Origin of the sequence: Mycobacterium sp. (genome assembly GCF_049280035.1) — a bacterium.
Lineage (GTDB): Bacteria > Actinomycetota > Actinomycetes > Mycobacteriales > Mycobacteriaceae > Mycobacterium.
Genome location: NZ_JBAPPI010000316.1, coordinates 1 through 14,697, shown reverse-complemented (window position 1 = coordinate 14,697; position 14,697 = coordinate 1). Strand labels below are relative to the sequence as shown.

Sequence of the window (14,697 nt, the reverse complement as noted above, 5' to 3'; positions counted from 1 at the left end):
CCGCCGACTCCCGCCACGCCGGCGGCGTTGGCCGCCGCCCGCAGACACGGCAGCGCCGAGGTGGGCAAATGACCTACCCTGACACGCCGGTCACCGTGCAGGTGGCCGTCGACCCGCCGTACCCGGTGGTAATTGGCAGCGGTCTGCTGGGCGAGTTGGACGGACTGCTCGGCGGCCGCAACCGCGTCGCGATCCTGCATCAGCCGGCGCTGGCGCAGACCGCCGAGGAGATCCGGACCCGGCTGGCGGCCACGGGTATCGACGCGCATCGCATCGAAATCCCAGACGCCGAAGCCGGTAAGGAGCTGCCCGTCGTCGGGTTCATCTGGGAAGTGCTGGGCCGCATCGGCGTTGGTCGCAAGGATGCGTTAGTCAGCCTGGGCGGCGGGGCGGCCACCGACGTCGCCGGTTTCGCCGCGGCGACGTGGCTGCGGGGTGTGTCGATCGTGCACGTGCCCACCACGTTGCTCGGTATGGTCGACGCGGCGGTTGGCGGTAAGACCGGTATCAACACCCAGGCCGGTAAGAACCTGGTCGGTGCGTTTCACCAGCCGATCGGCGTGCTGGTCGACCTGGCTACCCTGCAGACGTTGCCGCCCAACGAAATCGCGGCCGGTATGGCCGAAGTCGTCAAGGCCGGTTTCATCGCCGACCCGGTGATCCTGGATCGGATCGAGGCCGACCCGCAGGCGGCTATGGACCCGTCGGGTGGCGTGCTGCCGGAGCTGATCCGGCGTGCAGTCACCGTCAAGGCCGAGGTCGTCGCCGCCGACGAAAAGGAATCGCAGCTGCGCGAAATCCTCAACTACGGCCATACCTTGGGCCACGCGATCGAGCGCCGGGAACGCTACCAATGGCGCCACGGCGCAGCGGTTTCGGTGGGTTTGGTATTTGCCGCCGAGCTGGGCCGGCTGGCCGGGCGGCTCGACGACGCCACAGCCGACCGCCACCGCAGCATCCTGGCATCGCTGGGCTTGCCGATCGGCTACGACGCCGACGCCTTGCCGGAACTTTTGGAGTACATGGCCGGCGACAAGAAAACCCGGTCAGGGGTGCTGCGGTTCGTCGTTCTCGACGGGCTGGCCAAGCCGGGCCGGCTGGAGGGGCCGGACCCGGCCTTGCTGGCGGCGGCCTACGCGGAGGTGGGGATCCGATGAGCCGCCGCGGCGACGATGACGCCGGCGGAGCCGGGGTCGAGGAGCGGCGCTAGATGAGCACAGTGATCAACGTGATCAACTGACCCAACCTCGGCCGGCTCGGCCGCCGGGAGCCTGAGGTCTACGGCGACACCACCCACGACGACTTGGTCGCGGTGATCGAACGCGAGGCCGCCGAGTTGGGGCTGAAAGTTGTTGTGCGGCAAAGTGACAGCGAGGCTCAGCTACTGGAGTGGATTCACTTGGCCGCCGACGCCGGAGAACCGGTGATCCTCAACGCCGGGGGGCTGACGCACACATCGGTGGCGCTGCGCGATGCCTGCACAGAGCTGAGTGCGCCACTGATCGAGGTGCATATCTCCAATGTGTTTGCCCGCGAGGAGTTTCGGCATCACTCTTACTTGAGCCCCATCGCGACCGGGGTGATCGCCGGGCTCGGCGTGCAGGGCTATCTGCTGGCGCTGCGCTATCTGGCCAGCGCCTCCGGCTGAGAGTTGACCCGTATCGGGTTGTGGGTTTTGAGGTTCCAGAGTCCGGCGATGATTTGGAGGCTGTGGTTGATGGCGTCGCAGTAGCGGCGGCATTGCCGCAGTATTTGCCAGTCTTTGAGTCGGGCGACGTATTCGACGTGGGCTCAGATTCGCGGATGTAGTCGGTAGTTGTCGTCGCAGATGGTCCGGCCAGCATGGTCGTGGTCGAGGTGATGCCGCGGTACGCGCCGTCGCTAAGGATCTCGTGGCCGGTGAGTGCGTCACGGTGTGGTAAGCCAGTGTGACGTCGTTTCGGTTGCCGGGCCAGCACTGGTCGGCCGCGATCACGCGGCGCCGGTGGGCACAGATGATGACCTGGGTGTTGACGCTGCGGCGGTAGTTCTTGCTGATGGCGGTGTTCGTCTGATCGTGCATCGGGGTCGTTGTCAGGGGGTGATGGTTTCATGACCGCCATGGCAGCCGCGGTCACCGACACCACCGCCGGGATCGGCGGTGACGTGGCGCCACCGCGACGGCGGGGTAAATCGAAGGCCCCGAATTTCAAATATGACGGTCCGGTATCGGTGATCCGGCTGGAGCTTGGCCTCACCGACGGACACATCCGGCGCCGGTTGGAACGCGAGTGGGAGGCGGTGTTTCGGCTGCGCCGGGCACTGCAGCGCGACGCGGCCGCACGGTGCCGGGCGTATTGGGCGGCAGATCATGAGCGCGGCCGTGATCCGAAGGCGCTGCGGGAGCGGCTTGGGTTATCCCGCAAGGGCATCGAGGCCGCCGCGAAATCCCATATTGAGGCCAGCGGGTGGATGCGTGATCATCTGACCAAGGCCATCGGCCTGCACGTGGCCGACGAGGTGTGGCAAACCGTGGACCGGCATTTGTTCGCCGATAGTTCTGGGCGTCGGCACGGCGCGCCAAGGGTCGGCTCGTGGTGGGAGTTCACCCGGATTGTGGGGCGGGCGCGCTCGCACACCAAAACCACGCCGGTATGGGAGACGTATCGGCTAGTCGGCGCCCTGGACGGGCACCTGGACGCGTATCGGCATTCGCGGCTACCGATGTCGGTGAGCACGGCGATCGAGGCGGCCGGCTGGCCTGCCGGATCCTCGCTTTTGGCCCAGCCCGCCCGGTTGCCGGCGCCGTGCAAGCCTCCAAGCGGCTCGTGGTGGGATCACGATGGTGCGTTGGCGGTGGTGTTCACCGGCCTGCCCGGCGGGGATCTCGTACTTCCGGTGCGCCTGCCTCAGGGTGCGGGCCAGTGGGCGCACTTGTGTCATTTCCTGGCCCACCCGGCCGTGTGGCACAAGATCGACCTTGTCCGCGTCCGGGACCGTAAAGCGCCCGGTGGCTGGCGGTACTACGCGCATCTGCTCGTCCATCAGGCCGGGTATCAGTCGCTGGCCACGCGGTCACGCCGCGCCGCGATCCCCGGCGGCCGGCGGGCGGGGGTGGATGCCAACGTGTCCAATCTGGTGGTGGCGTCGTTCCCCGACGGTCAGCCCTGCGAGCTGGTCGTCGATCGCATCGGCCGCACACCCGACCAACAGCGCGCCGCGGCACGTGCCGCCAAGAAAGCACGGGCCCGGCAAAAGGCGTTGGATCGGTCTCGGCGCAACACCAACCCCGACCAGTACGGCCCGTCAGCACGTCAGGCCGCCCGGGCCGCTCGGCGCACCGCACGCGGGTTGGCGGCCAGGACGATCATTAACCCGGGCGGGGCCCGCCATACCCGCGCTGATGGTGTTCCGCTGTGCGCCTACCGTCACGACACGCTGTCGCGCCGTCATCAACGCATCCGCACCGACCATGCCGCCGACTCCCGCCGCGCCAGTCAGGCTAAACACGCCCGCGCCCGCGACATCGCGGCGCGCATCGTGGCCGCCCACGGTAGTTCGATCACCGTCGAGGACTGCTCAATCTCGACCTGGACGCGCTTGTGGGGCACGCGAATCGCCCTGTTCAGCCCGGGCATGCTCGTGAGCGCACTCGAACACGAATGCGCTGCCGCCGGCGGCCGGCTGCACCGCTGCGGCACCCGCACTACGGCACTCAGCCAGCACTGCCTGTGCGGCAATCGCGTCCCCAAGACCCTGGCTCAGCGCACCCATGACTGCGGCCACTGCGGGCTGCACGGGGATCGTGACATCGTCTCGGCCACCCTGGCGGCCTGCGTGGAGCTCAGCGATCCGGATGATCCACGCACCGCCCGCGTCGACTACCGACTTGCCCACGCCCTGCGGGCGTGGCTGGCCTCCCAGCAAGAGGGGGAGAGCTCAGTCAACCGGCATCAGCCACCAGCACCACCGGGTGTTGGATCGGCCAGGACCGGCAGCCACCACCAGGTGGCCTCTGCTGATCAAGCAGCACCCGGACCACCCCCGAACAGACCAAGCGGAAAGCCTGGACGTCGCGGGACCAGCCGAAAACAACCAGCCCCCAAGCTGGTTGGCGCTGCATGACCCATTACGGGGTCAACTCTTAGTCTTCGTCCCGCTTGGCCGTCGGCTCGGTGCGCTCGGTGTCGCCCTTGGTCGGGACCGCTTCGGTGGTCTGCTCCGTCTCGTGGGCCGGGATCACCTCAGTAGTGGTCTCCGCACTGTGCGGCGGCCAAGCAATCTTTTCGGTCTTATCCTCGCCGTGGGCCGGGCTGACGGCCTCGGTCGTCGCGTCAGTTTCTTCCCCGTGGCCTTCTTCGCTGTAAGCCTGCGGCGCGCCATGTTCCTCACGCTCGGCCGTTGCCACCGCCGACGGTTGCTCCTCGGGCCACGCTCCACCCTCCGCGGCGGCGGCCTCATCCGAGCGGACGGCGGAAAAAACGTCGGTGTCGGCTCGATCTTCCTCACCGCGGCCGCCCTGCGGCTTGTAGGCACCCGCGCGGTCGATCAGGTAGCGGCCAAGCGTTACGCCGCTGATCCCGCCCAGAAACACCAGCAGCGCGGTGAAGGCGGCGAACACGGTGAGCTCGTTGATCAACCCACCGACGTACAGCGCCTTGTAGAACACCCCGATCAGCCAGGTCACCGCGCCGCTGACCAGCCCGGCCACCAGGCCGGCCAACAGCCATGTCATCGCCAGATCAGAACGGCGATCCGGGTCCGGGTTCGAGGCGGCGTCCTCGCGCCCGTCTCTGATCCCCCAGAAGACCACGCCGGCCAGGAACAGGATTAGCAGCGCAATGCTGATCAGCGCGGCCTGCGTCTGCCACACGTTGATCAGCGATCCCTGAAGCAGCCGTACGACGACCATCGCACCGGCGAAGACCAGGCCGCGCAGCATCCAGTTAGTCATGGGGCCACAGCGTAGCGAGTACCGTCACCGTGCGTGACACATTCCCAGCGGCGAGCCGCGCTCGGTGCACGACTTCGTGCGGCCGAACTGGACGCGATGCTGGTCACCGACCTGATCAACGTGCGCTACCTGTCCGGCTTCACCGGGTCCAACGCGGCCCTGCTGGTGTTCGCCGACGATCGGCCGCCGGTGCTGGCCACCGACGGCCGCTACCGCACCCAGGCCACCCAGCAGGCACCCGACTTGGAGATCGCCATCGAGCGGGCCTGCGGGCGTCACCTGGCCGGGCGGGCCGCATCCGGCGGCGTGCGGCGGCTGGGTTTCGAGAGTCATGTGGTCACCGTGGACGGGTTCGACGCGCTGGCCGGCGAATTAGCGCAGGCCGGAACCGAGCTGGTTCGCGCCTCGCAGACGGTGGAAGCGCTGCGCGAAGTCAAGGACGCCGGCGAAGTGGCGCTGCTGCGGTTGGCCTGCGAGGCCGCCGACGCCGCGCTGACCGACTTGGTGGCCCGCGGCGGGCTGCGGCCCGGCCGGACCGAACGCGAGGTGGGCCGCGAACTGGAGGCTTTGATGCTCGACCACGGCGCCGACGGCGTCTCGTTCGAGACGATCGTGGCCAGCGGGGCGAATTCGGCGATCCCGCATCACCGGCCCACCGATGCGGTGCTGACCGCCGGCGACTTCGTCAAGATCGATTTCGGTGCCCTGGTCGGCGGCTATCACTCCGATATGACCCGGACGTTTGTGCTGGGCAAGGCCGCCGATTGGCAGCGCGAGATCTACGAGCTGGTCAGCACCGCGCAGCAAGCCGGCCGTCACGCGCTGCGGGCCGGCGCGAGCCTGGCTGACATAGATGCAGAAGCGCGCCGCGTCATCACCGACGCCGGGCACGGCGAGCGCTTCGGCCACGGCCTCGGCCACGGGGTGGGGCTGCAAATCCATGAAGCGCCAGGGATCAACGCCTCGGCCGCCGGTACACTACTTGCGGGCTCCGTGGTCACCGTGGAGCCCGGCGTCTATTTACCCGACCGCGGCGGCGTCCGCATCGAGGACACGCTGGTCGTGGCAGACGAAACCTCCGGGCATGCACCGGAATTACTCACCCGGTTCCCTAAGGAACTGGCGATCTTGTAGGAGATTGACCGACTGTGGCAAGCACTGCGGATTTCAAGAACGGACTGGTGCTGGTGATCGACGGCCAGCTATGGCAAATCGTCGAATTCCAGCACGTCAAACCCGGCAAGGGACCGGCGTTCGTCCGCACCAAACTCAAGAATGTGTTGTCGGGCAAGGTGGTCGACAAAACCTACAACGCGGGGGTGAAGGTGGAGACCGCCACGGTGGACCGGCGAGACACCACCTACCTCTACCGCGACGGTAGCGACTTCGTGTTCATGGACAGCCAGGACTACGAGCAGCACCCGCTGTCGGAGTCGCTGGTGGGCGATGCCGCCCGGTTCTTGCTGGAGGGCCTGCCGGTGCAGGTGGCTTTCCACAACGGGGCGCCGCTGTACCTCGAGCTTCCGGTGACCGTCGAACTCGTGGTCACGCACACCGAACCGGGTCTGCAGGGCGATCGGTCCAGCGCCGGTACCAAGCCCGCGACCGTGGAGACCGGTGCGGAGCTCCAGGTGCCGTTGTTCATCAACACCGGCGACAAACTCAAGGTCGACTCTCGCGACGGTAGCTACTTGGGACGCGTCAACGCGTGAGCAAGCCCGCGCGTTCTGTCAAAGGACGCCACCAAGCCCGCAAACGCGCCGTCGACTTGTTGTTCGAGGCCGAAGCCCGCGGGGTGACACCGGCCGAGGCGGCCGACGCCCGCACCGCACTGGCGGAGGCGAAGCCTGATGTTGCGCCGCTGAACCCGTACACGGCGACGGTGGCCCGCGGCGTCAGCGAGCACGCCGCACACATCGACGATTTGATCGCCTCGCATCTGCAGGGCTGGACATTGGAACGACTGCCCGCCGTGGACCGGGCCATCCTGCGGGTCGCGGTCTGGGAGCTGCTGCACGCCGACGACGTGCCCGGCCCGGTCGCTGTCGACGAGGCGGTGGAGCTGGCCAAGGAGCTGTCCACCGACGATTCGCCGGGTTTCGTCAACGGGGTGCTGGGCCAGGTGATGCTGGTGACGCCACAGATCCGGGCGGCGGCTGAAGCGGTCCGAGGGGCGGGGCGCGACCCTGACGCGGATTCATGACCCGGTTGGAGCTGCGCGTCGCCATTGCTGCCGTGCTGGCGGCGACCGTCATCTTGGGCGCGGTCTTCTGCGCGGCCTACGGGCAGGCGGCGATCGCGGCGGCGCTGGTGATCTACGCGCTGGGCGTCGGGGCCTGGCTATATCACTCGATCGAACGCTACCTGCTGGCCCGCCGAATTGAGACAGTTCGGTCGGCCGCGCAGCCATTCCGGCCGTTGCTTCCGGTGATGGCCGCGATCATGGCATTGACGCAGGCCGTGGTGAGATCGCTGTCCGACGTCACTGACGCGGCGCCCACCACATCAAGGCGTTGGGACCTTCCGGTTCGACGGTGGATGGAGATCACCCGCGGCCGGAATGAAGACATCGACGACGACGAATTCGACGGCTAAGCCAGCGCCGAACGTGCATCCATGGCGAAAATTCGTCGGGCGATGTCGCCATGATTGCACGCTCGTTGACCCTCGAAAAGGGCCTCGCGCAGGTCGATGGGGGAGAACACTGGCTAGATGGACCGAGACGGCAGGCGCCCGAGGCGGCTTCACGTTTCCGCGTTGGCGGCGGTTGCGAACCCGTCGTACTCGCGCATCGACACCTGGAATCTGCTCGACGACGCATGCCATCAGCTCGCCGTAGTCGACCGAGCCGGGATGGACACCAGCCACGAAGCGGCCAGGGCGAAGCGCCTGATGAATCGTCTGTGTGCCTACGAGCGCTACTGGATATATCCCGGCGCGGAGAATTTGGCGACGTTCCGCGAGTATCTGGACAACCTTGCCACGGTGAGCCTCGAGGAGAAGGTGTCGCTCGCGGTGCGGCTACTGTCCGAATACGGCGACCGCGCAGCGCTGTTCGACACGTCGGCGTCGTTGGCCGATCAGGAGCTGGTGGCGCGGGCCAAAGAACAGCAGTTCTACACGGTTCTGCTCGCCGATGATTCCCCTCCCACGGCTCCCGAGGGCTTGGCGGAATGCTTGCGCGCGCTTCGCGATCCCAGCGACGACGTGCAATTCGAACTCTTGATCGTTACCAGCGTCGAGGACGCGATCACTGCGGTCGCGTTGAACGGGGAGATTCAGGCGGCGATCATCCGGCACGACATTCGGCTGCGATCGCATGACCGGGTCCCGCTGATGAACACGTTGCTCGGGGTCAACGACGAAGTGGTGGCCACCGACCGCACCCACGACGGGGTGGAATGCGGCGAGTGTATCCGCGAGCTGCGGCCAACCATCGACCTTTACCTGCTCACCGACGAATCGATCGCTTCCGAGGCCGAAGATGAGCCCAACGTCTACGACCGCACCTTCTACCGGCTCAATGACGTCACCGATCTGTACAGCACCGTGCTAGCCGGCATCCGGAATCGTTACTCCACACCGTTTTTCGACGCGCTGCGGGCCTACGCGGCACGGCCGGCCGGCCAGTTTCACGCCCTTCCCATCGCACGTGGCGCCAGCATCTTCAACTCCAAGTCACTGCACGACATGGGGGAGTTCTACGGCCGCAACATTTTCATGGCCGAGACGTCGTCGACGTCCGGCGGGCTGGACTCACTTTTGGACCCGCACGGCACCATCAGGGCGGCGATGGACAAGGCGGCCAAAACCTGGAATTCCAATCAGACCTTCTTCGTCACCAACGGAACGTCCACAGCGAACAAGATCGTCGTGCAGGCCCTGACCCGGCCGGGCGACATCGTTCTGATCGACCGCAACTGCCACAAGTCGCACCACTACGGCCTGGTGCTGGCCGGGGCATACCCGCTCTACCTGGACGCCTACGAGCTGCAGCATTTCGCGATTTACGGCGCCGTATCGCTGCACACCATCAAAAAGGCGCTGCTCGACCTCGAAGCTGCCGGGCAGCTGGACCGAGTGCGCATGCTGCTGCTCACCAACTGCACGTTCGACGGCATCGTCTATAACCCGCGGCGGGTGATGGAGGAGGTGCTGGCGATCAAGCCGGACATCTGCTTCCTGTGGGACGAGGCGTGGTACGCGTTCGCCACCGCCGTGCCATGGGCGCGGCAACGCACGGCGATGGTCGCCGCCGAGCAACTTGAATCGATGTTGTCCTCTCCGGCCTACGCGCGGGAGTACCAAACGTGGCGCGCGGAAATGCAAGGGGTCGACCATGCGGAGTGGATTGACCACCGGCTGCTGCCCGACCCGAGTCGGGCACGCGTGCGGGTCTATGCCACCCATTCCACCCACAAGTCGCTGTCGGCGCTGCGACAGGCGTCGATGGTTCATATCCGCGACCAGGATTTCAACGCGCTCACCCGCGATTCGTTCGGTGAGGCTTTTTTGACCCACACCTCGACGTCGCCGAACCAGCAGCTGTTGGCATCGCTGGATTTGGCGCGCCGGCAAGTTGATATCGAAGGGTTCCAGCTGGTCCGAAGCGTCTATGACATGGCGCTGGTGTTCCGTCACCGCGTCCGCAAAGACCGGCTGATCAGCAAGTGGTTTCGCATCCTCGACGAGTCCGACTTGGTGCCCGACGAATTCCGGCTTTCGGCGGTCAGCTCCTACCGTCAGGTGCGCCAGGGTGTGCTGGCGGACTGGAACGAGGCGTGGCGCTCGGACCAATTCGTGCTCGACCCGACGCGGGTCACCTTGGATGTGGGTCAGACCGGCATGAACGGATACGACTTCCGCGAGAAGATCCTGATGGACCGGTTCGGCATCCAGATCAACAAAACCTCGATCAACAGCGTGCTGTTGATCTTCACCATCGGTGTCACCTGGTCGAGCGTGCACTACCTGCTCGACGTGTTGCGCCGGGTGGCCACCGACTTCGATCACATCCAGTGCGCGGCCAGCAGGGACGATCGCGCTCTGCACCAACGTCGGGTGGAGGAGATCACCGAGGATCTGCCGCCACTGCCGGACTTCAGCGAATTCGACGCCGCGTTCCGCCCCGGCGGTGCCAGCTCGTTCGGGGATATGCGCTCAGCGTTCTACGCCGGATACGAAGAGTCGGACCGTGAGCACGTCATGGTTGGCGAGGCCGGGCGACGGCTTGCCGAAGGCAAGGTGCTGGTGTCCACCACCTTCGTCGTGCCCTATCCGCCCGGCTTCCCGGTACTGGTTCCAGGCCAGATGATCTCGAAGGAAATCCTGTATTTCATGGCCCAACTCGACGTCAAGGAAATCCACGGATACAACCCTGACCTCGGGTTGTCGGTGTTCACCGAGGCCGCGCTGAAACGGATTGCCGCAGCACGACATGGCAGGCGGTGCGTGCCGTCATAGGGGTGCACCTTGGAGGCTCGCTTCGTAATTCAGGAGGGCGGCGAACTGCAGCGCGGGCCTGACGTTGAACTCGGCGTCAAACGCGTTGCGGTAAACGAAGTTCGTGTCTGGCCCTTCGATCCTGATTTGAACGGTTTGGCCCGTCACGACCGTGGCGGTGAGCCCTCGCAGCGGAATGCGCTGGGCGTTCTCCTCGTAGCCCCTGATCAGCTCGGTCCTAGTGATGCGAAGCTCGTGGAACGAAAAGATGACGCCCTGTGCGCGGTTCTGTTCTCTCGGGTCAAAGGCGACGAGTTTCTTGGCGGCAGCGCGGTGCCTGCGGTACCGGAAGGCTCGCAGATTGAGGAGCAGATTGAGGAGAATCTGCAATCGTAAAGCGGCTAAAACGCCGTACCCCAACGTTTGGCCGATGAGCTCATCGCGGCCGACCCCCGCCGCCGCTCGACGCACTACCGCGATCTCCGTTTTATCGAGTCCGCTCCGGCTCGCCGCGATCCTCCGTGCGATCATGCCGTACAGCAGGCAGATCACCGCGACGCCGACCACAAAGATCCACTTCCACCAGGTTGTGTCCATGTGTGCGTCCTTTCTCGCGAATGTGCCCCATCATGCTCCGAGGTCGGTCGAGGTAGCAGACAATGCGTAAGGTACGACAGGATTCTTGAAAGATTCTTGGCGAGTTTCTTGCGGCCGGCGCTTCGGTGGCTAAAGTGTTCTTCGCGCAATCGCTACCATGCCCGCGACCAGCGTTTTTTGGTTCGCCGCATGGTGTTTGCTGGTCGGTGGCATCCGGTTTAGCCGTGTTTGTTGGTCGGCGCATCCGATTTTGGGCGTGGCCGAATAAATCCCAAGCCAGCCTGTTGAACACCACACGGGTTAGCCGTCGTTTTAGGTATCGCAGCGCGTGTGCGCGGTTGTCGTTTTCGGCGACCCCGTTTGTCGTAGCAGGCGCGGCCGAGCCTGTTCAGCCGCAGCTAGGTGATGGCTATGCGGTGAATGGCCTTGTTGAGTTGGCGATTTCCCGATCGGGTCGAGCGGAAGTAGACGCTGCGCGGGTTGGTCGCTGCTGCCGCCGAGGACATCCAGGCCAGGGTCAGCAGCGGCAAGCACATCGGCCGCACGGTCCGCGCCGGTGTGCGGGCATCCGCGGCGCACGTCGTGCACGAATCCCGGTCAGTCATCACCGATCTGCTGGAAGTGTCCGGCGCAAGCGCGCAATTTCTGGATAACCCGTTGCAGCGTGCCAAGCGGGATGTCGACGTCATCTCCGGGCACGTAGTGTTCGACTACGACGTAAGCCGCGAGCTCGCCGGCGGTTTGGAAATCGGCGCGAAGGTGTCACCGTTCGCGATGGTCTAGCGCAGCGACTTGGCGTAGAGCAGGCTGTCGCGTAATTCGGGCCCGAGATTGGGGTAGACCGCGTGTCGGGTCAGCCGACCTTCCAGCTCGAACCCGGCCCGCAGCAGCAGTCGCACTGACCGCTCGTTGTCGACATGACAGGTAGCCCAGACCCGGTACACGTCGCGATCGGCGTCCAGCGCGGCTATCAGCATGTCGAGCGCTTCGGACATCAAACCCTTGCCCCACCACCGTCGACCGATGCAGTACCCAATTTCGACGAAGTGCCGCTCCGAGAGCCGGCCACTGATCATCCCGATGATTTCGCCGCTAGGTTGCAGTGCGATGACCCAGGTGCGCGCGTGGTCCTCGACGTTGAGTCTTTCGGTGATCACCCGCCGCGTTGCCGCTACGTTCGGATGCGGTGTCCACAGCAGATATTCGGTGACCTGGCGATCGCGGGCAATTGTTCGGAATAGCGCGCCGGCGTCGTCGAGTACCGGCGGCCGCAGCAGAAGCCGTGACCCAGCGATGCGCTCAGGCAGGCATGCCACCATCTACAGACCCAGCGCGCGGTAGGTCCGGTGGACGAATTTCGGTTGCACCGCTTGCAGTTTCACGCGTGACGTGTTGCCCGCGACCGCGGCGGCGGCGTCGCCCGACAGCGTGGGCAAGTTCTGAATCAGGTACAGCAGGATCAGGTCCGCAGCCGGATCGGCCTGCCACCACGTCCCGTATGCGCCGGGCCAGCTGAACGTCCCAAGGCCACCCGGTCCGAATAACGGTGCCGACTTCGCCGGATCGGTGACCACCGACAGGTTCAGCCCGAACCCCCGCCCGATCCAGAACGGCGCACCCAGAAAGGCATGCCGCTTGTGCTCATCGGTGAGGCGATCGGTGCGCATCAGCCGCGCCGACTGCGGTGAGAGCACCCGCACACCATCCAATGTTCCGTCACGCAAGAGCATTTCGATGAACCGCAGGTAGTCGTCGGCGGTCGACCACAGCCCTCCGCCGGCGTTGCAGAACGTTGGCGGTGAGATATGCGGTTGCCCCATCACGTCGTGTTGCAGCCGGTCGTTGTCGTCGAGCCGGTACATGGTCGCGGCGCGACGACGGCCCTCGACCGAGACGAAAAACCCGGTGTCAACCATGCCCAGCGGCTGCAGGATTCGCTCGTCGAGTACTTGGTGAAACGGCTTGCCCTCGATCCGGGACACCAGCACGCCGATGACATCGATGGCGTGGCTGTAGGTCAGCCGTTCGCCTGGCTGATGCACCAGCGGCAGCTCGGCAAGCGCGGCGAGCCAAGCATCGGGACCGCGCCCGAACGGCAGTCGAACGTACGCCCGGGATATCGGTCCGGTCACCGAGAATCCGTAACCCAAGCCGCTGGTATGGGTGAGCAGATCCTCGACCAGGATCGCCCGCTGCACCGGATGCGTCCGATCCAGCGGCCCGCTCGGATCGTCTAGCACCCGCATCTCGGCGAATTCCGGCAACCAGCGCACAATCGGGTCACCCAACGCCAGCTTGCCCTCGTCGACAAGGCTCATCGCCGCGGCGACCGTGACCGGTTTGGTCATCGAGGCGATGCGAAACAGCGTGTCGCGCTGCATCGGAAGTCTGGCGTCGATATCGCGGTAGCCGATCTCGTTGACCTGCAACAGTTCTCCGTGCTGCCACACCACGGTCACCGCACCGGCGAGCAGACCGGCATCGCAGGCCTCACGAATGGAGGCCTGATTGCCTTCGAGATTCACCCGGATCAGGTTAGCTAGCGCCGTTGTGCCCGGACATACCAGGTCCAACCCCGGCAGCCCTATTGCCGCTTCTCATGTTGAGGCTGAACAAATGAACGAAGATGACGGCGAGTCTGGTGATCGTGCGCCCCGGCCTCGCCGTCGGCATGGCTGCCCCGCGTGTAGTCGCCTTGCCACAGCACGCGGTCTCCCGCGTCGGTGTTTGTCTCCGCCTGGACTTGCCCTAACTCGTGCCGTGAGCGAAGGAAGAACTCGTACTTGCGGCGCAGATCTTCATCGGACTCGATGTGCCTGAGTTCGGGGGCGAACTCTTCGAGATCGGCTCGGCGCTGCGGGACGATCATGCAGATGGGCTCATCGACCTCGAATCGGACCGGCATCAGTTTGCGGGTGAGTTTCCAGTTCATGCTGAAAGTCGAGCTGGCCCAGTCGGTTTCGACTATACCCTCCAACGGGTACACGGCGTCCTTCGGATAGTTCGCCGGCCCGCGGACCAACAGGTTGTAGCCAGGCGGCGTGCGGAACAGCAGCGGCAGATGCCAGGTCAAAATGCCGTAACCGAACTCGCTGCAGGGCAGGAACTGACCGGCGTCGCGCTTATCGGGTGCGATCGTCATACCCATACGGTCGTCCCGACCCATCCACGTGGCGGTGAACCCGCACGGATTGCGCACCTCCCAGCCGCTCTGGTTAGCGATGAGGATCGGCAAGCACCGAGTGGCCCAACCTTGACGCATCTCTGACATCCACGTCCGGCTGACCGGTGCCGGACTGATCTGCGGCGCGTTATCACGGGTGATGAACCCGATCAGGGGACGGGCCTGCCCGTTGGGCTTGTCGCTCATCTGGTCCTCGAGATCCACCCGGATCAGGTTAATGTGCGCCGTTGCGCGCGGACGTACCAGAACGCCATTTCGACCTCGTTGCCGTCGATCTCGCGGCGCCAGGTGGCGGGCTCCAATGCTTCGATATCCCAGCCCGCGCCGCCAAGGACGTTGCGCAGCGTCTGCTCGGACACCGCTGGCCGCGGCCATTCCTCGTCGGAGAGATTGGCGTCGGAGAAGCAGCTGAGCAGCAGGGTGGCGCCCGGCCTGGTCGCCCGGTGCGCTGCGGCCGCGTAGCTGCGCTTGCCGTCGTCGTCCAGGCAATGGAACATTCCGCTGTCGACGATGGTGTCGAACGCCTCGGTGTAGCCCTTGA

The 14,697-nt window shown here is 65.5% G+C and carries 11 protein-coding genes and 4 pseudogenes; 9 read left to right on the top strand and 6 right to left on the bottom strand.

The annotated features are described in order from the left end of the window. The first annotated feature begins 68 nt into the window (after positions 1–68). From aroB to WAN71_RS10745, 3 genes and pseudogenes are all read left to right on the top strand, one after another. A complete protein-coding gene (gene aroB / locus WAN71_RS10755) occupies positions 69–1,157 on the top strand; it encodes a 3-dehydroquinate synthase (RefSeq protein WP_422225309.1) in 1,089 nt (362 codons plus the stop codon). A gap of 53 nt (positions 1,158–1,210) precedes the next feature. Continuing rightward, positions 1,211–1,648 (top strand): annotated as a pseudogene (aroQ, locus tag WAN71_RS10750) (type II 3-dehydroquinate dehydratase). 443 nt (positions 1,649–2,091) lie between these two features. Next, complete coding sequence (locus WAN71_RS10745) at positions 2,092–4,104, top strand: zinc ribbon domain-containing protein (RefSeq protein WP_422225308.1); 2,013 nt, start codon at positions 2,092–2,094, stop codon at positions 4,102–4,104. A gap of 19 nt (positions 4,105–4,123) precedes the next feature. On the opposite strand, the gene WAN71_RS10740 is transcribed toward WAN71_RS10745, so the two are convergent. Further along, positions 4,124–4,933 (bottom strand): B-4DMT family transporter, encoded by an 810-nt coding sequence (locus WAN71_RS10740; RefSeq protein WP_422225307.1) that lies wholly within the window; start codon positions 4,931–4,933, stop codon positions 4,124–4,126. Between the two features lie 33 nt (positions 4,934–4,966). Between WAN71_RS10740 and WAN71_RS10735 the strand changes: the two genes are divergently transcribed. From WAN71_RS10735 to WAN71_RS10715, 5 genes and pseudogenes are all read left to right on the top strand, one after another. Next, complete coding sequence (locus WAN71_RS10735; RefSeq protein ID WP_422225306.1) at positions 4,967–6,067, top strand: M24 family metallopeptidase; 1,101 nt, start codon at positions 4,967–4,969, stop codon at positions 6,065–6,067. A gap of 14 nt (positions 6,068–6,081) precedes the next feature. Then, positions 6,082–6,645 carry an elongation factor P gene (gene efp, locus WAN71_RS10730; RefSeq protein WP_422225305.1) on the top strand — a complete coding sequence of 188 codons (564 nt, stop codon included), beginning with the start codon at positions 6,082–6,084 and terminating at the stop codon, positions 6,643–6,645. Then, a complete protein-coding gene (gene nusB, locus WAN71_RS10725; RefSeq protein WP_422225304.1) occupies positions 6,642–7,136 on the top strand; it encodes a transcription antitermination factor NusB in 495 nt (164 codons plus the stop codon). Before efp ends, nusB begins: the two co-directional genes overlap by 4 nt. Further along, positions 7,133–7,528 (top strand): antitermination protein NusB, encoded by a 396-nt coding sequence (locus WAN71_RS10720; RefSeq protein ID WP_422225303.1) that lies wholly within the window; start codon positions 7,133–7,135, stop codon positions 7,526–7,528. Before nusB ends, WAN71_RS10720 begins: the two co-directional genes overlap by 4 nt. A gap of 117 nt (positions 7,529–7,645) precedes the next feature. Beyond that, positions 7,646–10,372, top strand: a pseudogene (locus WAN71_RS10715) (aminotransferase class I/II-fold pyridoxal phosphate-dependent enzyme); the annotation flags it as partial. An 18-nt stretch (positions 10,373–10,390) separates the two neighbouring features. On the opposite strand, the gene WAN71_RS10710 reads toward WAN71_RS10715, so the two are convergent. Further along, positions 10,391–10,972 carry a hypothetical protein gene (locus WAN71_RS10710; protein WP_422225302.1) on the bottom strand — a complete coding sequence of 194 codons (582 nt, stop codon included), beginning with the start codon at positions 10,970–10,972 and terminating at the stop codon, positions 10,391–10,393. A gap of 471 nt (positions 10,973–11,443) precedes the next feature. Between WAN71_RS10710 and WAN71_RS10705 the strand changes: the two are divergent. Further along, positions 11,444–11,755 (top strand): annotated as a pseudogene (locus WAN71_RS10705) (acyl-CoA dehydrogenase); the annotation flags it as partial. Here the strand turns inward: WAN71_RS10705 and WAN71_RS10700 are convergent. The 4 genes and pseudogenes from WAN71_RS10700 to WAN71_RS10685 all read right to left on the bottom strand — a co-directional run. After that, entirely contained in the window at positions 11,752–12,291 is a 540-nt protein-coding gene (locus WAN71_RS10700; RefSeq protein WP_422225301.1) for a GNAT family N-acetyltransferase, read from the bottom strand. The pseudogene WAN71_RS10705 and the gene WAN71_RS10700 overlap by 4 nt on opposite strands. Beyond that, the gene (locus tag WAN71_RS10695) at positions 12,292–13,497 is read right to left on the bottom strand and encodes a serine hydrolase domain-containing protein (protein ID WP_422225300.1); all 1,206 of its coding nucleotides are present in this window, start codon (positions 13,495–13,497) and stop codon (positions 12,292–12,294) included. A gap of 59 nt (positions 13,498–13,556) precedes the next feature. Beyond that, the gene (locus WAN71_RS10690; RefSeq protein WP_422225310.1) at positions 13,557–14,342 is read right to left on the bottom strand and encodes a DUF6065 family protein; all 786 of its coding nucleotides are present in this window, start codon (positions 14,340–14,342) and stop codon (positions 13,557–13,559) included. Between the two features lie 23 nt (positions 14,343–14,365). Continuing rightward, a pseudogene (locus WAN71_RS10685) lies at positions 14,366–14,697 on the bottom strand (SAM-dependent methyltransferase); the annotation flags it as partial.

Excerpts from the sequence above, each read along its gene's own strand:
- aroB (WP_422225309.1), top strand. The coding sequence starts at position 69 with ATGACCTACCCTGACACGCCGGTCACCGTGCAGGTGGCCGTCGACCCG.
- WAN71_RS10745 (WP_422225308.1), top strand. The coding sequence starts at position 2,092 with ATGACCGCCATGGCAGCCGCGGTCACCGACACCACCGCCGGGATCGGC.
- WAN71_RS10740 (WP_422225307.1), bottom strand. The coding sequence starts at position 4,933 with ATGACTAACTGGATGCTGCGCGGCCTGGTCTTCGCCGGTGCGATGGTC.
- WAN71_RS10720 (WP_422225303.1), top strand. The coding sequence starts at position 7,133 with ATGACCCGGTTGGAGCTGCGCGTCGCCATTGCTGCCGTGCTGGCGGCG.
- WAN71_RS10710 (WP_422225302.1), bottom strand. The coding sequence starts at position 10,972 with ATGGACACAACCTGGTGGAAGTGGATCTTTGTGGTCGGCGTCGCGGTG.
- WAN71_RS10700 (WP_422225301.1), bottom strand. The coding sequence starts at position 12,291 with ATGGTGGCATGCCTGCCTGAGCGCATCGCTGGGTCACGGCTTCTGCTG.
- WAN71_RS10690 (WP_422225310.1), bottom strand. The coding sequence starts at position 14,342 with ATGAGCGACAAGCCCAACGGGCAGGCCCGTCCCCTGATCGGGTTCATC.